A 16,446-nucleotide genomic window follows, 5' to 3' on the forward strand; every position below is an offset into this window, starting at 1 on the left:
TCACACTCCCAACGCCCGGCCGCCGTCGACGACCTGGACCGTCCCGGTGATGAACCCCGCGCGGCCGCTCAGCAGGAACACCGCCGCCGCCGCGACCTCCTCCGGCCGCGCCACCCGGCCGAGCGGGATGCCGGCGTCGGTGGCGACCTCCTCCTCCGGCCCCGGCAGCGCCGCCGTGGCGGTGTAGCCCGGCGCCAGCACGTTCACGGTGATCTCGCCCGCGCCCAGCTCCCGCACCAGCGTCTTGGCGTAACCCACGACGCCGGGGCGGACGATGTTCGACAGCGCGTACTCCGGGATCGGCTGGCGCACCGTCTCGCTCGTCACCATCACGACGCGGCCCCACCCGGCGGCCAGCAGGTGCGGCAGCGCCGCCTGGACCAGCCCGATGTGGGCGAGCATCCCCAGCTCCACCGCCGCCCGGTACTCCTCCAGGGAGAACGCGCCGCTCGCGCCCGCGGGCGGCCCGCCGGCGTTGGTGACCAGCAGGTGCACCGCGCCGTGCTCGGCGGCGGTCCGCTCCACCCACGCGGCCGCCCCCGCGGTGTCGCGGACGTCCAGCGCGGTGGCCGACACGGCGCCACCGAGCTCCTCACGCGCCGCCGCGAGCCGGGCCGGGTCACGGCCGCAGATCGCGACCGTGGCACCCTCCGCCACGAGCTCGCGGGCGATCGCCAGCCCGATCCCGGCCGAACCGCCGGCGACCAGCGCGACCTTCCCGGTCAGTCCCAGATCCATCTCAGGGCCTCCTCGCGTAGCCGTACCGGCGCAGCAGCGGCAGCGCCATCGCCGTGGTCACCGCGCGGTCCCGCGAACCCAGCCGCGCCGGCCACCGCAGGTCCTCGGTGATCGCGGTGACGCCGCGCTGGAACCGGTTCGGGTTGCCGGTGACGGTGTGGTTGCCGCCGAGCTCGACCGTGCCCTGCTCCGAGACCGGGTTGGCGGCGCCGCCCCGGCCGACCAGCTCCAGCACGGCCGCCACGGCCGCGCGCGGGCTGCGGGTCAGGTCCTCATAGCGCAGCGTCAGCGACGCGTCGCGGCGGGCGCGGCCGACCGCCTCGGCGGCCAGGTTGAACCCGGTCCAGTGCCACGTGCTGTTCGCCGCGCCGCGCCGCCCGGTGTACCGCTTGGGCTGCAGCCAGGACCAGGCGACCGCGCGGGGGTCACGGATCAGGTGGACGTACGCGGGCCGTACGCCCGGCAGGTGGGTGAGCAGCGCCGCGTCGGAGGCGAACTTGGAGCTGTCGACGATGACCTCGGCGCCGGTCTGGTCGGCGATCGCCTGGTAAGTCAGGGCGAGCGTGTCCGCCCAGCCGCCCGCGGGCGGGCGTTGTAGCACGTTCCATGTGTGGCGGGTACGGCAGTGGTCCTGCCAGGACACGACGTCGGCGGCGTGCTCGGCGAGGGTACGGCCGGCGGGGCGGACGCTTTCCAGGACTTTCGCCCACAGCGCGCAATCGGTCAGGGCCAGACCGCAACCGCATTGGCCGTTGCTGCCCTTTCCCAGAACGCCATTGAGCCAGAGAAATCGCAGCTCACCGACGTGAACGACACCTGGCACCTCGGCCAGGACGTTGCCGAGCACGGTACTTCCGCTCCGGCACCAACCGGTGATGTAGAGCACCGTCACTGACATTCGCAACTCCCGGGTCATAACCGGAAAGTCAGTTCATGTCCAATTGGGAGGAATGTAAGCATGAATCCTCCTGCGAACCCCGGCAGACCGAAAAAAAGTGCCCGAGAAACGGATGATCCACCAGCGATGGGAACACTACGTCCAGTCACACAGCGAGGGGAGAACCCCATGCCGCACGAGTACCGCCGCAACGGCTGGTGGAGAGACCACACCTTCCTCGACGACCTGCGACGAACCGCCCACGCCCACCCCCGAAAAACCGCCGTCGCCGTACGCCGCGACGGACACCCCACCCACGCCCTGGACTACGCCGAACTCGCCCACCTCACCGAACGCTGCGCCGCCGCCCTCACCGAACTCGGCGTCCACCCCGGCGACACCGTCGCCGTCCAGCTCACCGACCGCTGGGAACTCCCCGTCATCGCCCTGGCCTGCCTGCGCGCCGGCGCCCGCATCTGCCCCCTCCTGCCGGTCTACCGCCGCCGCGAACTCCAGACCATGCTCACCCTCACCGAACCACGCGTCCTCATCACCATGGCCGAACACGACGGCGACCCCCTCGCCGCCCTGGCCACCGAACTCGCCGCCGCCATCCCCGCGATCGCCCACGTCGCCGTCGCCGACGGCGCACCCGAAGGCACCCTGCCCTTCGAAGACCACTTCTTCGCCACCCCCTGGGAGGAACGCCACGACACCACCGGCCGCGCCCTCACCGCCGACGACCCGTACCTCATCCTGTTCACCTCCGGCACCACCGGCGAACCCAAAGGCGTCCTGCACACCCCCAACACCCTCTACGCCGCCATCCGCGGCGAAGCCGACGTCTTCGCCCTCGACGACACCCTCGTCATGACCACCACCTCCGCCTACACCCACTACACCGGCTTCGCCCAGGGCATGCTCATGCCCCTCATGCTCGGCGGCACCATGGTCTTCTCCGACACCCACGACGGCCCCGCCGTCCTGGACCTCCTCGCCGACCACCACGTCACCTTCCTGTACGCCGCACCCCACTTCGTCGCCGGCATGCTCCGCACCGGCCACCACCGCGACCTGCCCGCCCTCCGCCACCTCGTCAGCGGCTCCGCGCCCATCCCGCCCGCCTTCGTGGACGACGTCGCCGACCGCTTCGGCCTGCGCCTGCACTCCCTGTGGGGCATGTCCGAGAACGGCCCCGTCACCATCACCCGCCCCGCCGACCCACCCGGCTGGGCCGCCCACAGCGACGGCAGCCCCATCCCCGGCATGCGCCTGCGCATCGACCCCATCCCCGGCCAGCCCGAAGGCGTCGGCCGCCTCTGGGTCCGCGGCCCCGCCCAGTGCCTCGGCTACTACCGCCGCGACCACCTCTACGCCGCCGCCCTCGACGACGGCTGGTTCGACACCGGTGACCTGGCACGCCCCGACGGCCGCGACGGCATCCGCATCACCGGCCGCGCCGGCGACAGCATCCTCCGCAAAGGCTGGATCGTCCCCGTCGCCGAACTCGAAGACCTCCTCGACCGCCACCCCCACGTACGCGAGGCGACCGTCATCGGCGTCCCCGAAGGCCAGGGGGAGGACGAGACCATCTGCGCCGTCATCGCCGCCGCCACCACCCTCACCCTCGAAGACCTGCGCGACCACCTGCGCGCCGCCGGGATGACCACCACCTACTGGCCCGAACGCCTCGAACTCCTCGACACCCTGCCCCGCACCGTCACCGGCAAGGTCCGCAAGACCGAACTCCGGCAGCGCCTCACAACCAGCCCGGACGGGCCGTGACCTCCACCACCGCGCACGTCCAGCTGAAACCCGCGCCGATGCCGACCAGCATCACCCGCTCACCCGGCCCCACCACACCGCTCTCCACCAGCTCCGCCAACCCCGTGAGCTGATCCGCCGCGCCCACATGCCCCGTACGACGCCCCCACTCCCACGCCGTCGCCTCCACCTTCAACCCGAACGGCTCCAGATACCGCGTCCGCAGCGTCTCCAGCCCCACGTTCGGGAACACGAACCGCGCCACCTCACCCAGCCCGACCCCCGCCTCCTCCAACCCCAGCCCGATCGCCTCACCCAACCCCGCCGTCGTACGGTCCGCCACACCCTCCGTACCGGCCATGAACGCCCGCCGCCGCGCCCGGATGTCCACCCCCCGCCCCGGCCCGCCCGCGAACCCCACATCACCCCGGTACATCGCCTCAAGCCCCGTGTCCACGACCGTCCCCACCGCCAGCAGCCGCGCGAACCCCTCCCGCGCCAGCACCACCGCCGCCGCACCGTCCCCGTACACGATCCCGCCCACGTCACCACGCCACCGGTCGAACCCCGGCTCCACGAACCGGTCCGCGGTCGTCACCAGCACACCGCGCCGCTCCGCCACCGCCGCCAGATAGCTGGCGCCCAGCTCCACCGCGCCCAGCGCCCCGTTGCACATCTGCGCCACATCCAGCGCCGGCGCCCGCCGGTTGCCGCCCAGCACCTCACGATGCACATACGAGGCGGCCGGCCAGTAGTCCACGCCCTGGAACCACGCCGACGCGTGCAGCAACAGCGCCACCTCACCCGCCGGGACCCCCGACCGCTCCAGCGCGACGCCGCCCGCGCGCGCCGCCATCTCCGGCGGCGCCTGGGAACCGGCGACCGTCACCGACACGTAGCCGTTGGCCGCCTGCTCCGCCGCGTCGTAACGGCCCTCCGCGACGGCGCCGACGACGTCCACCGCCGCGGGCAGATGACGGGCCAGACCGGCGATGTACAGATCGTCACAGCGCATGCACGCCCCCAGAAAGCAGGAACCGGATTCGCCACCCTATGTTGATCTTTGCCTTTTTCGGGGACAAGACGGAAACATCCTTCTAAGAGGGGGTTCGCGATGAACGCCGATCCCAACGCCGCTCCCGGCGACCACAAAGTGCCCCTGCCCGGCACCGAATGGCACGTATGGCGCGACGCGCTCATCCGCTCCGCCGGATTCCCCGCCGACGGCCTCGACCGCTTCACCGCCCCCGAATGCGCCCGCGTCGCCGACGCCCACCTCGACGGCCACGCCACCACCGACCACCTCACCGCCGCCCACACCGCCGCCACCGAACACGCCGCCCGCCAAGCCGAGGCCATCGCCGCCGACCCCCTCTTCCGCGAAGCCCTCACCTGGCAGAACCCCGGCGCCGCCGCCACCATCGACCACCTCACCCGCCCACCCACACCCGGCAAGAACCCCCGCCGCCAGCGCCAGAAACGCCGCGCCCGCGAAGACGTCCTCGCCCGCTACTGGCAGCGCTACTGCGGCAAGAACGACACCATCGGCTTCTTCGGACCCGTCACCTGGGCCACCATCGACCCCACCGCGCCCGCCATCACCACCACCAGCGGCCCCCACCTCACCCGCACCCGCCAGGTCCACTACGAGTACTGGCTCCTCCATGCCTACGCCGCCCACCTCGCCACCGACCCCGCCATCCGCCCCTGGCTCCCCGTACGCCTGCGCCCCCACCTCACCCACGACGGCGACCAGGTCCACCGCCCCGACGGGCCACCCCACACCCTCACCGCCCACCAGGCCGACACCCTCACCCGCTGCGACGGCCGCCCCGCCGCCCACGCCGGCGACGCCACCGTCCTGCACACCCTCACCGAACAGGCCATCATCACCTGGGGCATCGACATGCCCTACAACCCACGCGCCGAACACACCCTCCGCACCGCCATCGCCGCCATCCCCGACCCGCACGCACGCGACCGCGCCCAATCCGGCCTCACCCGCCTCGACCACGCACGCACCGCCATCGCCAACGCGGCCGGCGACCCCGGCGGACTCGCCCGCGCCCTCACCCGCCTCGACACCGAGTTCACCGACCTCACCGGCACCGCCCCCGAGCGCCGCGCCGGCCAGATGTACGCCGGCCGCCGCCTCTGCTACGAAGAGACCGTCCGCGACCTCGACATCACCATCGGCGGACCCATCCTCGACGCCCTCGCCGGACCGCTCGGCCGCGTCCTCCTGCCCGCCGCCCGCTGGCTGTCCGCGACCCTCACCGCCACCTACGACACCGCCTTCCGCGCCCTCTACACCCGGCTCCTGCCGCCCGGCGAGAAGACCGTCCCGCTCAGCCGCCTCTGGCAACCCGCACAAGACCTCATCACCGGCGCCGAACGCCCCGCCGACACCGTCACCGCCGAGTTCACCCGCCGCTGGTACGAACTGTTCGGCCTCGACACCACCGGCCTCGCCGCACCCCGCGTCACCACCACCACCGAAGCCCTCGCCGGCCGCGCCGCCCGCCTGTACGCCGCCGAACGCCCCGGCTGGGCCGCCGCCCGCATCCACAGCCCCGACCTGCACGTCTGCGCGACCGACACCGACGCCATCAACCGCGGCGACTTCACCATCGTCCTCGGCGAGATGCACGCCGCCTGGCCCACCCTCGACTGCGCCATCTTCGCCGACCCCCACCCCGACCCCGAACGCCTGCGCGCCGCCGCCGCGACCGACATCGGCCCCCAGTTCCGCCCCCTCTACCCGACCTGGTGGCCCCGCTACACCGCCCGCATCGCCCCCGTCCTCGGCGTCACCGACCACCAGCTCGCCTTCACCGACGCACCCGGCGCCGACCCCCGCCGCGTCCTCCCGGTCACCGCCCTCACCGTCACCGACGACGAAGGCACCCTCACCGTCACCGCACCCGACGGACGCACCTGGCCCCTCAGCGACGTCTTCGCGCTCCTCACCGGCTGGCTCGCCGGTGAGACCTTCAAACTCACCGGCAGCGAACCCCACACCCCGCGCCTCACCATCGACCGGCTCGTCGTCACCCGCGAGACCTGGCGCACCACCATCGCCGCCACCGGGCTCGTCCCCGCCACCGGCCGCATCCCCGAATACCTCGCCGCCCGCCGCCTCCGCCGCGCACTCGACCTGCCCGAACGCGTCTTCGCCAAGCTCGCCACCGAGGTCAAACCCGTCTACCTCGACCTGACCAGCCCCCGGTACGTCTCCGCGTTCACCACCATGCTCCGCACCGCCGCCGCCGACCACGGCGGAGACGTCCCCATCACCCTCACCGAACTCCTGCCCGGCCCCGACCAGGCATGGCTACCCGACGCCCACGGCCGCCGCTACTGCTCCGAACTCCGCCTCCAGTTCGTCGACCCCCGCACCCCCTGACCCGCGAACCCCGCCACCGCGATCACCAGCATGCAGACCGTCAGCACCACCCCCGCCGCGAACGCACGCCGCATCCCGGCCACCGAACCCGGCCCCGACGCGTACACCGTCACCAGCACCGCCACCCCCAGCGAACCCCCGACCTGCTGCATCCCCTGCAACAACCCCGACGCCGCACCCGAGTCCGCCCGCGGCACCGACGACAGCGCCACGAACGTCGCCGCCACCGCCACCAGCCCCGTCCCCGCACCGAACAACAGCACCGGACCCAGGATCGCCACGAGCCCGCCCCCCACCCCGGTCAGCCACACCATCCCCGCGACACACAACACCGACCCCGCCACCATCACCGGCCGCGCGCCCAACCGGGGGAGGAGCCACGGCACCGCACGGCTCGCCACCACCAACGCCACCGTCGTCGGCAGGAACGCAAGCCCCGTACGCAGCGGGCTGTAACCCAGCACGTCCTGCACGAACAACGTCAAAAAGAACAGCATCCCGCTCATCGCCGCCGTCAACAGCAACCGCATCCCGTACGCCCCCCGCCGCTCCCGGCCCGCGAACAACCGCAACGGCATCACCGGCTGCCGAGCCCGCGCCTCCACCGCGACGAACACCCCCAGCACCGCCACCGCGCCACCGAACGCCGCCACCGTCCACCCCTCACCCCAGCCCCGCCGCGCCGCCCGGATGAACCCGTACACCAACAACGACGTCCCCGCCGTCGACGTCAACGCCCCCATGACATCGAACCGGCCGGGCAGCCGCTCGGACTCCGCCACCAGCCGCGGCGCCAGCACCACCACCGCCGCGCCCACCGGCACGTTCACGAACAGCACCCACCGCCACGACGCCCACATCGTCAGCATCCCGCCCACGACCAGGCCCACCACCATGCCCGCGCTGGCCGCCATCGAGAACACCGCCAGCGCACGCGCCCGCCGCGGCCCCTCCTCGAACGTCACCGCCACCAGCGCCAGCGACGCCGGACCCGCGAACGCCGCACCCACCCCCTGCGCCGCCCGCGCCGCCAGCAACCACGCCGGCGACACCGCGAACCCCCCGGCCAGCGACGCGACCGTGAACAACGCCGCACCCGCCACGAACACCCGCCGATGCCCCAGAATGTCGCCGGCCCGCCCCCCGAGCAGCAACAACCCGCCGAACGTCAGCGTGTACGCGTTCACCACCCAGGACAGATCCTCGGGGGAGAAGCCCAGACTCCAGCGAATACTCGGCAACGCCACATTCACGATCGTGGCGTCCACCACGAGAATCAGCTGACAACACGTGATCAACGCGAGCGCCGCACCCGGCGCCCGTACCCGCCCACCGACCCGCAGCGCCATCGCCGGACCTCTCCGCCGCGCCTCACCACGGCAGAGTTGATCTTAAGTCGGTCACGCCTCGTTCAGGAGACCCCATGTCCCAGCCCATCCACCGGACCGTGCCCGTACCCGGCGGCCGCATCCACCTCGTCGAACAGGGGGAGGGGCCCATCGTCCTGCTCGTCCACGGCTTCCCCGAGTCATGGCACTCCTGGCGCCACCAGCTCCCCGCCCTCGCCGACGCCGGCTACCGCGCCGTCGCCATCGACGTCCGCGGCTACGGCCGCTCCTCCAAACCCCACGACATCGCCGCGTACCGCATGCTCGCCCACGTCGCCGACAACACCGGCGTCGTACGCGCCCTCGACGCGCCCGTCGCCGCCATCGTCGGCCACGACTGGGGATCGCCCATCGCCGCGAACACCGCGCTCCTGCGCCCCGACCTGTTCCCCGCCGTCGCCCTGCTCAGCGTCCCCTACACCCCACGCTCCGACCGCCGGCCCACCGAGGCGTACAACGCCCTCGGCGGCACGGGGGAGTTCTACATCACCTACTTCCAGGAACCCGGCCGCGCCGAAGCCGAGATCGAACCCGACATCCGCACCTGGCTACGCGGCGTCTACACCGCACTGTCCGGCGAGACCCACGACGCGAGCGTCTTCCTCGTCGAACCCGGCGGCCGCATGTCCGACCACTTCACCGACCGGCCCCTGCCCGGCTGGTTCACCGAAGCCGACCTGGACTTCTACACCACGGAGTTCGAACGCACCGGCCTGACCGGAGCCCTCAACCGTTACCGCAACGTCGACCGCGACTGGGAGGACCTCGCCGCCTGGCGCCGCGCACCCCTCACCCAGCCCTCCCTGTACGCCGCCGGGGAACTCGACGCCACCACCACCTGGCTCTCCCGCGCCATCGCGGCCCACGCCACGACCCTGCCCGGCCTCGTCTCCACCCACATCCTCGAGGGCTGCGGCCACTGGATCCAGCAGGAACGCCCCGCCGAGGTCAACGAACTCCTCATCGACTGGCTGCGCGGCCTGTCACGATGACCCCTCGCCCCGGGGGAGAGGCGCCGCGTCGGCCAGCAACGTGTCCAGCACCCCGTACGTCGGGCTCGTCCGCGCCGTCATCCGCAGCTCCCGCGCCGTCGACTCCACATAGTGCTGACCCGTCGCGATCGAGGAATGCCCCAGAAGCTCCTTCAGCTCGTGCGCCGACGCGCCGTTCTCCGCCAGCCGCGTAGCGAACTCATGCCGCAGCGTGTGCACCAGCGCGCCGCGGGAGACCCGGTCGTGCACGCCCGCGAAGCGGTAACACTGGCTCACGAGGTACTGCAGGCCACCTCGCTGCAGCGGCTCGTTGCGGGTGTTGACCAGCAGGGGAGCGCTGAGGGGGAGTGCGGCGCCGAACCGCTCCATCCGCGACGCCAGGTACGCGTCGACCAGCCGCTCCAGGGGGACCTCGACCGGCACACTCCGCGTCTTTCCCCCCTTACCGGTCAGCTGTACGCGGCGGTCACCGGGGGAGCCGCCGAACGCGCCCAGCGTCACACCCAGCAGCTCCGCCGAACGCGCCCCTGTGACCAGGGGAAACGCCAAAGCGACCAGGTCACGCTCCACCCACGGGTCCCGCGCCTCGCGCGCGCCCGCCGCGATCCGCTCCAGCAAGGTCTGCGCCGTACCGTCGCCCTGGAACGGCTTCGGCGCCTTCGACGGCGCCTTCGGATGCGGAACCGCCGCCATGGGATTCCCGTCGACGAGCTCCTCGGCCACCGCGAAGTTCATGAACCGATTCCACGCCGACCACGCCCGCAGAATACTCGCCGCCGCATGATCATCCGCGAACTCCGCGAAGGCCGAACGCAGCACCCGGCCGGTCAGCCGGCCCACACGCAGCTCGCCGAAGTCGACGTCGCACAGACGCGCGGAGATCTCCCCGATGATGCGAAGGTCGCTGTCGTACCCGGCGACGGTGCCGGGGGCGGGCTTCGCCGGCCGGATCGACAGGAAGAACTCGGCTTTCGCGTCCGAGAAGAGCGCTCCGTCCGCGGCAAATTTTTCATGCATAATATAAATTATGCATGAACGGGAGGGTTTTCGCAGGAGGACACGCCTGTTGCGCGATCTCGTCCGCCGGCGCGGAACGTGCTTCTGGGCCGGGCCCTTCGCCGCCGGGACGCCCCGGCTTACGAGCCCTGGCGGTCTGGCCGCCCGACGGTCGCCGCTGCAAAGATGATCATGTTCGCCGAGCCGATCCGCCGGATTCTCCGACGTCGATCTCTCCAGTTGCTGCCACATGCCCCTGACCAGGCAGAACGGGAATTTCTGCGAACACTCGCCCGGCCGAGTCAGCCCAGGATTCCCGCCATACCGAACAGAAGAGGGATTCTGTCCGGTATATGGCGGTCTGACCATTTTGCGGGGCTCGCGCGGGTATCCAGCGAGGCCCACCGCAACGGGTCCCGAGCCCACGCGAGAGCCGACCGGATCGCACGAGGCCGGGCACCGGCGTAAGACGCGACCGTGGTCGTCGCCCCCGCCGACTCCCCCAGGCCGTCGACGGGGCGTTCACAGACCCGGGACCTGCTTTTCCCCTCCCCCGACATCCGCGCCCAGTCCTCCACGGACACCCGGTGGTACGCCCTACCTCGGCGCCTGGAAGCCGCCGATCTTCTGTTCGAGTAGTTCGGCCAGCCGCAGCGGGGTGCGGTCCTCGAACATCGGACCGATGAGCTGCACTCCCACCGGCAGGCCCTCGGAGGGCCGGCCCGCTGGTACGGCGGTGGCGGGCAGGCCGGGCATGGTGGCCAGACCGGCCCAGACGAGCTGGTCGAAGTACGGGTACCCGACGCCATCGATGTCGATCCGGCGTTCCAGCAGATCGGGGTCGTGGTCGTGCGGGAACGCGGCCGTCGGCGTGATCGGGCACACCACGGCGTCGAACTCGGCGAAGAGCCGCCGCCAGCCGTGACGGTGGAGTTCGCGACGGTTGTTCGCCTCGATCCAGTCGCGATGGCTGAACACCATCCCGCGCAGCCGTGCCGCGTCGAGACTCTGGTCGTCCGCGCTCAGTCCGGCGGCGCGGGTCCGCAGCCGCTCGTAGTCGACGGGAAAACGCGCGACGGAGCCCGAGAACAGCAACTGCGTGTAGAGCGTCGCGGCTTCGGTCAGATCGGGCAGCAGCGGACTGTGCCGTTCGACGCGGGCGCCGCCGTCGGCGAGCGCGTCCGCCACCCGGTTCACGCCCGCCCGCACAGCGGACCCGGTCGGAATGAGCGGATGCTCCCCCACCACCAGGACTCGGAAGTCGCCGAGCCGCTCGTGGCGCGGGGGTGGCAGCGTCACGTGGTGCGCCACGCCGAACGTCAGCGGGTCCGGTCCGGCCATGACGTCGAGCAGGAGCGTGAGGTCGCGGGCAGTGCGCGCCATCGGACCGACGACGGCGAGGTCGAGGTCGACCGGCAATGGCGGTGCCGGTGGCGCGACCATGCCGCGGGTCGCCGCCAGTCCGAGTGTCGGCTTGTGCGCATAGACGCCACAGAAATGCGCGGGGGTGCGCAGCGAGCCGGCGAGGTCGGAGCCGATGGACAGTGCGCCGAACCCGGACGCCAGGGCCGCCGCCGATCCGCCGGAGGATCCGCCCGGTGTGCGATCGTGATCCCACGGGTTGTTGGTGGTGCCGTAGAGCTCGTTGAAGCTCTGAATATCCTGCAGCCCCAAGGGCACATTGGTCTTACCGAGTATCACCGCGCCCGCGGCCTTGAGCCGCGACACCTGCACGGCGTCCTCGGCCGGCACATGGTCCCGGTGCGGCGGCATGCCCCAGGTCGTGGGCAGCCCGGCGATGTCGTAGGACTCTTTGACCGTCACCGGAATGCCGAGCAGCGGCCGGACCTCGCCTCGGGCGCGCGCCCGGTCGGCGCCGCGCGCGGCGGCCCGCGCACGGTCGAAGTCCGGCACGCAGATCGCGTTGATCACCTTGTCGTCGCGCTCGATACGGGCGATCGCCTCGTCGGTCAGTTCCACCGAGGTCACCTCACCGGTGCGCAAGGCAGCGGTGAGCTCTTCGGCCGACTGAAAGATCCATTCCATAAATCGACCGTATTGGCCTCTGAGAGAGGCCATAAAATGCCGATCCGCACAACGGGACGGATGTCTCAACTCATCATGTTGCTCTCCGGCCGCAGAGAAACGGCCGAGGCTCCCCAGCGGACGGCGGACGCGCGGGTCGCGGCGGGACACCCAGTCCCCACCGTCCGACTCATCCAGCATCACCTGGATGCGCCACGGACGATCCGGGCCGGTACGGCACCAGATGTCGTGTACGCCGAGCGCGAGCCTCTCCCCCCGTGCCCACCGCCGCAGCATGCCCGGCGGGTCGGCGGCCCACCACTCCCAGCTCTGGAGCACGTGCTGTACGTGGAGCTGGTCCCGTCGCAGCACCAGCACGTCGACGTCCCCGTGCTCGCGGACCGGCCGTCCGACGGCGAGCTCGATCGCGTACCCGCCGGCGATCCACCACGGGCCCTGCATCGCCGAGAAGAGCGAGACGACCTCCCCGAGCGGCGCCGGCTCCCAGTGCCCGTACGGATCGGTAGCGCTCGCCTCTCCCCCGTTTGCTGGTTGTGTTTTCTGGAGGAGGTGATTCGGTCAATCCGCCGTCTTCCTTTACAAAGTAAGGTCCGAAGAGAGGAGATCGGCGAGTACGGCGGCCTGGCTGTGCGGCACGTCCTTGGTCGCGGTGACCAGCACCAGCGGCGAAGCGGCCAGGTCACGCAGCCGCCGCAGGGCCTCGCTCCCCCGCGGCTCGATCAGCTCCCCCTCGTACCGTCGGCGGAACTCCTCGAACTTGGCGGGATCGTGGCCGTACCACTGCCGTAGCGCGGTCGACGGTGCCACGTCCTTCAGCCACAGGTCCAGGTGCGCGGCCTCCTTGGAGATCCCCCGCGGCCACACGCGGTCGACCAGGACCCGTGTGCCGGGCGTCTTCGCTTGGTCCTCATAGATCCGGACCACCGTCACCTGAGGTGCCATCCCACCAGCCTAGACAGCGGCGAGACGGATGACCGAGAAGAGGCCGCCCTGGGGGTCGCCGAGTACGGCGAAGCGGCCGGTGGGGATGTCCTTCGGGGCGACGGAGACGATACCGCCGAGCTCGCGGGCGCGGGCGGCGGTGGTGTCGCAGTCGGCGACGGCGAAGTAGACCATCCAGTGCGGGGCGACCTCGGCCGGCCCCTGGTCGTCGATCTGGAGCATCCCGCCGAGGCGCGGGCCGCCCGGGCCGTGCCACTCGGTGTAGGTGGTGGGGCCGAACGGGTGGGTCTCGCCGTCCCAGCCGAACGTCGCCCCGTAGAAGGCCTTGGCGGCGTCGACGTCGCGTACGGCGAGTTCGCTCCAGCAGTACGCGCCGGGCTCGTTGACGAGAGACGCGCCGTGGAAGGTGCCGGGCTGCCAGAGTCCGATGTGGGCGTTCTGGGTGTCGAACAGCAGCGCGTACCGGCCGAGTTCCGCGGCGTCGGCGGGGCCGGTGAAGAGCCGTCCGCCCGCTTTGACGGCCGCGGCGGCGCTGGCCTCGACGTCGGCGACGCTGACGTAGGTCGTCCACAGCGCGGGTGTGCCGGGAGGCGCCTCGGCGACGTGCGGCATGAGCGCGGTGACCGGGCGGCCGCCGAGGTGGAGCATCGTGTGCCCGTCGGGTGAGTCGACCTCGGCGTCCCAGCCGAACAGGCCGGTGTAGAACGCGGTCGCGGCCTCGACGTCGGGGGTGACCAGGTCGGCCCAGCAGGGCGTGCCCGGCTCGTACGTGGATCTGTCCGGCATGATCGGCTCCCGTCCCGCGGCGGCGCGTTCCCCCGCAGACTAGGCCCTGCCCGCCGGGATCCGCCGGAGGAAGGGCCGGTGTCGGGCGCGGGGACGTATGGGGACAATGGCCGTGCCGGATCACGTGCCGCCGACTGCCAACCCGGAGTGCCCATGGCCCGCCTCGCCCAGACGTCCGATCTGTCCGACGTGCAGAAGGAGATCCTCGCTACCGTACGGCGGTTCGTGGACCGGGACGTCATCCCGGCCGCGCAGGAGCTGGAGCACGCCGACGCCTACCCGGAGCGCATCGTGGAGACGATGGCCGCGATGGGGCTCTTCGGGCTGACCATTCCGGAGGAGTACGGCGGGCTGGGCGAGTCGCTGCTGACGTACGCGCTGGTGGTGGAGGAGATCGCGCGCGGCTGGATGAGCGTGTCGGGTGTGATCAACACGCATTTCATCGTCGCGTACCTGCTCATGCGGCACGGGACGCCGGAGCAGCGGGAACGGCTGCTGCCGCGGATGGCCTCGGGTGAGCTGAGGGGCGCGTTCTCGATGTCGGAGCCCGACGTGGGTTCCGACGTGGCCGCGATCCGGACGAAGGCGACACCGGCGCCCGACGGCGGGTTCGTGCTGAGCGGCCGGAAGATGTGGCTCACCAACGGCGCGCGGTCCGGGATCGTGGCGACCCTCGTACGGGACGAGCTCGGCGCGGACGGGCCGCACCGGAACATGACGGCGTTCCTGGTCGAGAAGGAGCCGGGGTTCGGGACGACGCGGCCGGGCCTGACGATCCCCGGCAAGCTGGAGAAGATGGGCTACAAGGGCATCGAGACGACCGAGATGCTCCTGGACGACGTCCGGGTGTCCGGCGATGACGTGCTGGGCGGCCCAGGGCGGCGCGGGCGCGGGTTCCACCAGATGATGGACGGCATCGAGGTGGGACGGGTGAACGTCGCGGCGCGGGCGTGCGGGATCGCGTTGCGGGCGTTCGAGCTGGCGGTGGCGTACGCGGGGCGGCGGTCGGCGTTCGGGCGGCCGATCGCCGAGCATCAGGCGATCGCGTTCAAGCTGGCGGAGATGGCCACCAAGGTGGAGGCGGCGCATCTGATGACGGTGAACGCGGCGCGGTTGAAGGACGCGGGCGGGCGGGGTGACGTGGAGGCCGGGATGGCCAAGCTGCTGGCGTCGGAGTACTGCGTGGAGGTGACGCAGGAGGCGTTCCGCATCCATGGGGGGTACGGCTACTCCAAGGACGCGGAGATCGAGCGGCTGATGCGCGAGGCGCCGTTCCTGCTGATCGGTGAGGGCACCTCGGAGATCCAGAAGACCATCATCAGCCGGGGCCTGCTGCGCGAGTACGGCGCGTGAGCGGCGGCGAGGGGCTGCTGGCGGGCCTGCGGGTGGTGGAGGTGTCGAGCTTCGTGGCGGCTCCGCTGGGCGGGATGACGCTGGCGCAGCTGGGCGCGAAGGTCGTACGGGTCGATCCGGACGGCGGTGGGCCCGACATCGGGCGGTGGCCGGTGACGGCGTCGGGCACGTCGCTGTACTGGACGGGTCTGAACAAGGGCAAGCGGTCCGTGACGGTGGACTTCCGTTCGCCGGAAGGGCGGGCGCGGGTCACCGATCTGGTCGTACGGGCCGGGGTGCTGCTGACGAACGCGAGCGGGCGGGGGTTCCTGGATGACGCGGCGCTGCGGGAGCGGCGGCCGGACCTGATCCATCTGCAGATCCGGGGGCGGCACGACGGGCGCCCGGCGGTGGACTACACGGTGAACGCGGCGACGGGGTTTCCGCTGGTGACGGGGCCGCCCGAGCACTCTGGGCCGGTCAACCACGTGCTGCCGGCCTGGGATGTGGCGTGCGGGCTGTACGCGGCGCTGGGCATCGCCGCGGCGGAGCGGCGGCGGGCGCGTACGGGCGAGGGGTGTTTCCTGCGGGTGGCGCTGGAGGACGTCGCGCTGGCGACGGCGGGGAACCTGGGGTTCTTGGCCGAGGCGCAGTTCGGGGTGGCGCGCGAGCGTGTGGGCAACCATCTGTACGGCAGCTTCGCGCGGGACTTCGTGTGCGGCGACGGCGGGCGGGTGATGGTGGTCGCGTTGACGTCGCGGCACTGGCGTGACCTGGTGGCGCTGACCGGGATGACGGCGGCGGTCGCGGCGCTGGAGGAGGGATTGGGCGCGGACTTCGGGCGGGAGGCGGACCGGTACGCCTATCGGGAGGCGCTGGCGGCGTTGTTCGGGCGCTGGTTCGGTGAGCGCCCGCTCGGTGAGGTGTGCGCGGCGCTGGGCTCGACGTCGGTGCTGTGGGAGCCGTACCGGAGTTTCACCGAGCTGGTCGCCGACCCTGGCCTGCGGGAGAACCCGCTGATGAGCGTGGTGGACCAGCCCGGTGTCGGGGAGTACCTGGCGCCGGGTTCGCCGCTGTCGGTCGACGGCACGCGCTCGCCGGCGAGCCCCGCGCCGCGACTGGGCGAACACACCGAGGAGGTGTTCGGCGCCGGGAAGGACACGCGGTGAGAGGGCACCG

The 16,446-nt window shown here is 71.9% G+C and carries 13 protein-coding genes; 5 read left to right on the forward strand and 8 right to left on the reverse strand.

Annotated features, from left to right (window positions below; genetic code table 11):
- On the reverse strand, positions 1-738 hold the full coding sequence (locus tag QWU11_RS27110) for an SDR family oxidoreductase (RefSeq protein WP_290117244.1): 738 nt from the start codon (positions 736-738) through the stop codon (positions 1-3).
- 1 nt (position 739) lies between these two features.
- Positions 740-1,636: a sulfotransferase gene (locus QWU11_RS27115; protein ID WP_290117245.1), complete on the reverse strand. Its 897-nt coding sequence runs from the start codon at positions 1,634-1,636 to the stop codon at positions 740-742.
- Between the two features lie 168 nt (positions 1,637-1,804).
- Here QWU11_RS27115 and QWU11_RS27120 point away from each other — a divergent pair, with 168 nt between their 5' ends.
- Positions 1,805-3,400, forward strand: a complete 1,596-nt coding sequence (locus tag QWU11_RS27120) for an AMP-binding protein (protein ID WP_290117246.1) — start codon at positions 1,805-1,807, stop codon at positions 3,398-3,400.
- On the opposite strand, the gene QWU11_RS27125 is transcribed toward QWU11_RS27120, so the two are convergent.
- The gene (locus tag QWU11_RS27125) at positions 3,375-4,394 is read right to left on the reverse strand and encodes a ketoacyl-ACP synthase III family protein (RefSeq protein WP_290117247.1); all 1,020 of its coding nucleotides are present in this window, start codon (positions 4,392-4,394) and stop codon (positions 3,375-3,377) included. The genes QWU11_RS27120 and QWU11_RS27125 overlap by 26 nt on opposite strands.
- A 99-nt stretch (positions 4,395-4,493) precedes the next feature.
- Here QWU11_RS27125 and QWU11_RS27130 point away from each other — a divergent pair, with 99 nt between their 5' ends.
- On the forward strand, positions 4,494-6,785 hold the full coding sequence (locus QWU11_RS27130) for a lantibiotic dehydratase (RefSeq protein WP_290117248.1): 2,292 nt from the start codon (positions 4,494-4,496) through the stop codon (positions 6,783-6,785).
- Here QWU11_RS27130 and QWU11_RS27135 read toward each other — a convergent pair.
- The gene (locus QWU11_RS27135; RefSeq protein ID WP_290117249.1) at positions 6,737-8,134 is read right to left on the reverse strand and encodes an MFS transporter; all 1,398 of its coding nucleotides are present in this window, start codon (positions 8,132-8,134) and stop codon (positions 6,737-6,739) included. The two genes, QWU11_RS27130 and QWU11_RS27135, sit on opposite strands and share 49 nt — an antisense overlap.
- 74 nt (positions 8,135-8,208) lie before the next feature.
- On the opposite strand from QWU11_RS27135, the gene QWU11_RS27140 reads away from it, so the two are divergent.
- Complete coding sequence (locus tag QWU11_RS27140) at positions 8,209-9,165, forward strand: alpha/beta hydrolase (RefSeq protein WP_290117250.1); 957 nt, start codon at positions 8,209-8,211, stop codon at positions 9,163-9,165.
- Here QWU11_RS27140 and QWU11_RS27145 read toward each other — a convergent pair.
- The 4 genes from QWU11_RS27145 to QWU11_RS27160 form a co-directional block, all read right to left on the reverse strand.
- Complete coding sequence (locus QWU11_RS27145; RefSeq protein ID WP_290117251.1) at positions 9,157-10,182, reverse strand: tyrosine-type recombinase/integrase; 1,026 nt, start codon at positions 10,180-10,182, stop codon at positions 9,157-9,159. The genes QWU11_RS27140 and QWU11_RS27145 overlap by 9 nt on opposite strands.
- Before the next feature lie 576 nt (positions 10,183-10,758).
- Complete coding sequence (locus QWU11_RS27150) at positions 10,759-12,483, reverse strand: amidase (RefSeq protein ID WP_290117252.1); 1,725 nt, start codon at positions 12,481-12,483, stop codon at positions 10,759-10,761.
- Positions 12,484-12,783: 300 nt separating this feature from the next.
- A complete protein-coding gene (locus tag QWU11_RS27155) occupies positions 12,784-13,149 on the reverse strand; it encodes a DUF488 family protein (RefSeq protein ID WP_290117253.1) in 366 nt (121 codons plus the stop codon).
- Positions 13,150-13,158: 9 nt separating this feature from the next.
- Positions 13,159-13,935, reverse strand: coding sequence for a VOC family protein (locus QWU11_RS27160; protein WP_290117254.1), 777 nt, complete (start codon positions 13,933-13,935; stop codon positions 13,159-13,161).
- Positions 13,936-14,088: 153 nt separating this feature from the next.
- Here QWU11_RS27160 and QWU11_RS27165 point away from each other — a divergent pair, with 153 nt between their 5' ends.
- On the forward strand, positions 14,089-15,288 hold the full coding sequence (locus QWU11_RS27165; protein ID WP_290117255.1) for an acyl-CoA dehydrogenase family protein: 1,200 nt from the start codon (positions 14,089-14,091) through the stop codon (positions 15,286-15,288).
- The gene (locus QWU11_RS27170; RefSeq protein WP_290117256.1) at positions 15,285-16,436 is read left to right on the forward strand and encodes a CoA transferase; all 1,152 of its coding nucleotides are present in this window, start codon (positions 15,285-15,287) and stop codon (positions 16,434-16,436) included. The genes QWU11_RS27165 and QWU11_RS27170 overlap by 4 nt, the downstream gene beginning before the upstream one ends.
- The last annotated feature ends 10 nt before the right edge of the window (positions 16,437-16,446 follow it).

The organism is Actinomadura sp. DC4 (assembly GCF_030406325.1).
Lineage (GTDB): Bacteria > Actinomycetota > Actinomycetes > Streptosporangiales > Streptosporangiaceae > Actinoallomurus.

What these genes read in the sequence shown, in the direction of transcription:
- QWU11_RS27150 (WP_290117252.1), bottom strand. Translation starts at nt 12,483, where the DNA reads ATGCTGCGGCGGTGGGCACGGGGGGAGAGGCTCGCGCTCGGCGTACAC.
- QWU11_RS27160 (WP_290117254.1), bottom strand. Translation starts at nt 13,935, where the DNA reads ATGCCGGACAGATCCACGTACGAGCCGGGCACGCCCTGCTGGGCCGAC.
- QWU11_RS27145 (WP_290117251.1), bottom strand. Translation starts at nt 10,182, where the DNA reads ATGCATGAAAAATTTGCCGCGGACGGAGCGCTCTTCTCGGACGCGAAA.
- QWU11_RS27125 (WP_290117247.1), bottom strand. Translation starts at nt 4,394, where the DNA reads ATGCGCTGTGACGATCTGTACATCGCCGGTCTGGCCCGTCATCTGCCC.
- QWU11_RS27110 (WP_290117244.1), bottom strand. Translation starts at nt 738, where the DNA reads ATGGATCTGGGACTGACCGGGAAGGTCGCGCTGGTCGCCGGCGGTTCG.
- QWU11_RS27135 (WP_290117249.1), bottom strand. Translation starts at nt 8,134, where the DNA reads ATGGCGCTGCGGGTCGGTGGGCGGGTACGGGCGCCGGGTGCGGCGCTC.
- QWU11_RS27115 (WP_290117245.1), bottom strand. Translation starts at nt 1,636, where the DNA reads ATGTCAGTGACGGTGCTCTACATCACCGGTTGGTGCCGGAGCGGAAGT.
- QWU11_RS27165 (WP_290117255.1), top strand. Translation starts at nt 14,089, where the DNA reads ATGGCCCGCCTCGCCCAGACGTCCGATCTGTCCGACGTGCAGAAGGAG.
- QWU11_RS27140 (WP_290117250.1), top strand. Translation starts at nt 8,209, where the DNA reads ATGTCCCAGCCCATCCACCGGACCGTGCCCGTACCCGGCGGCCGCATC.
- QWU11_RS27130 (WP_290117248.1), top strand. Translation starts at nt 4,494, where the DNA reads ATGAACGCCGATCCCAACGCCGCTCCCGGCGACCACAAAGTGCCCCTG.
- QWU11_RS27155 (WP_290117253.1), bottom strand. Translation starts at nt 13,149, where the DNA reads ATGGCACCTCAGGTGACGGTGGTCCGGATCTATGAGGACCAAGCGAAG.
- QWU11_RS27120 (WP_290117246.1), top strand. Translation starts at nt 1,805, where the DNA reads ATGCCGCACGAGTACCGCCGCAACGGCTGGTGGAGAGACCACACCTTC.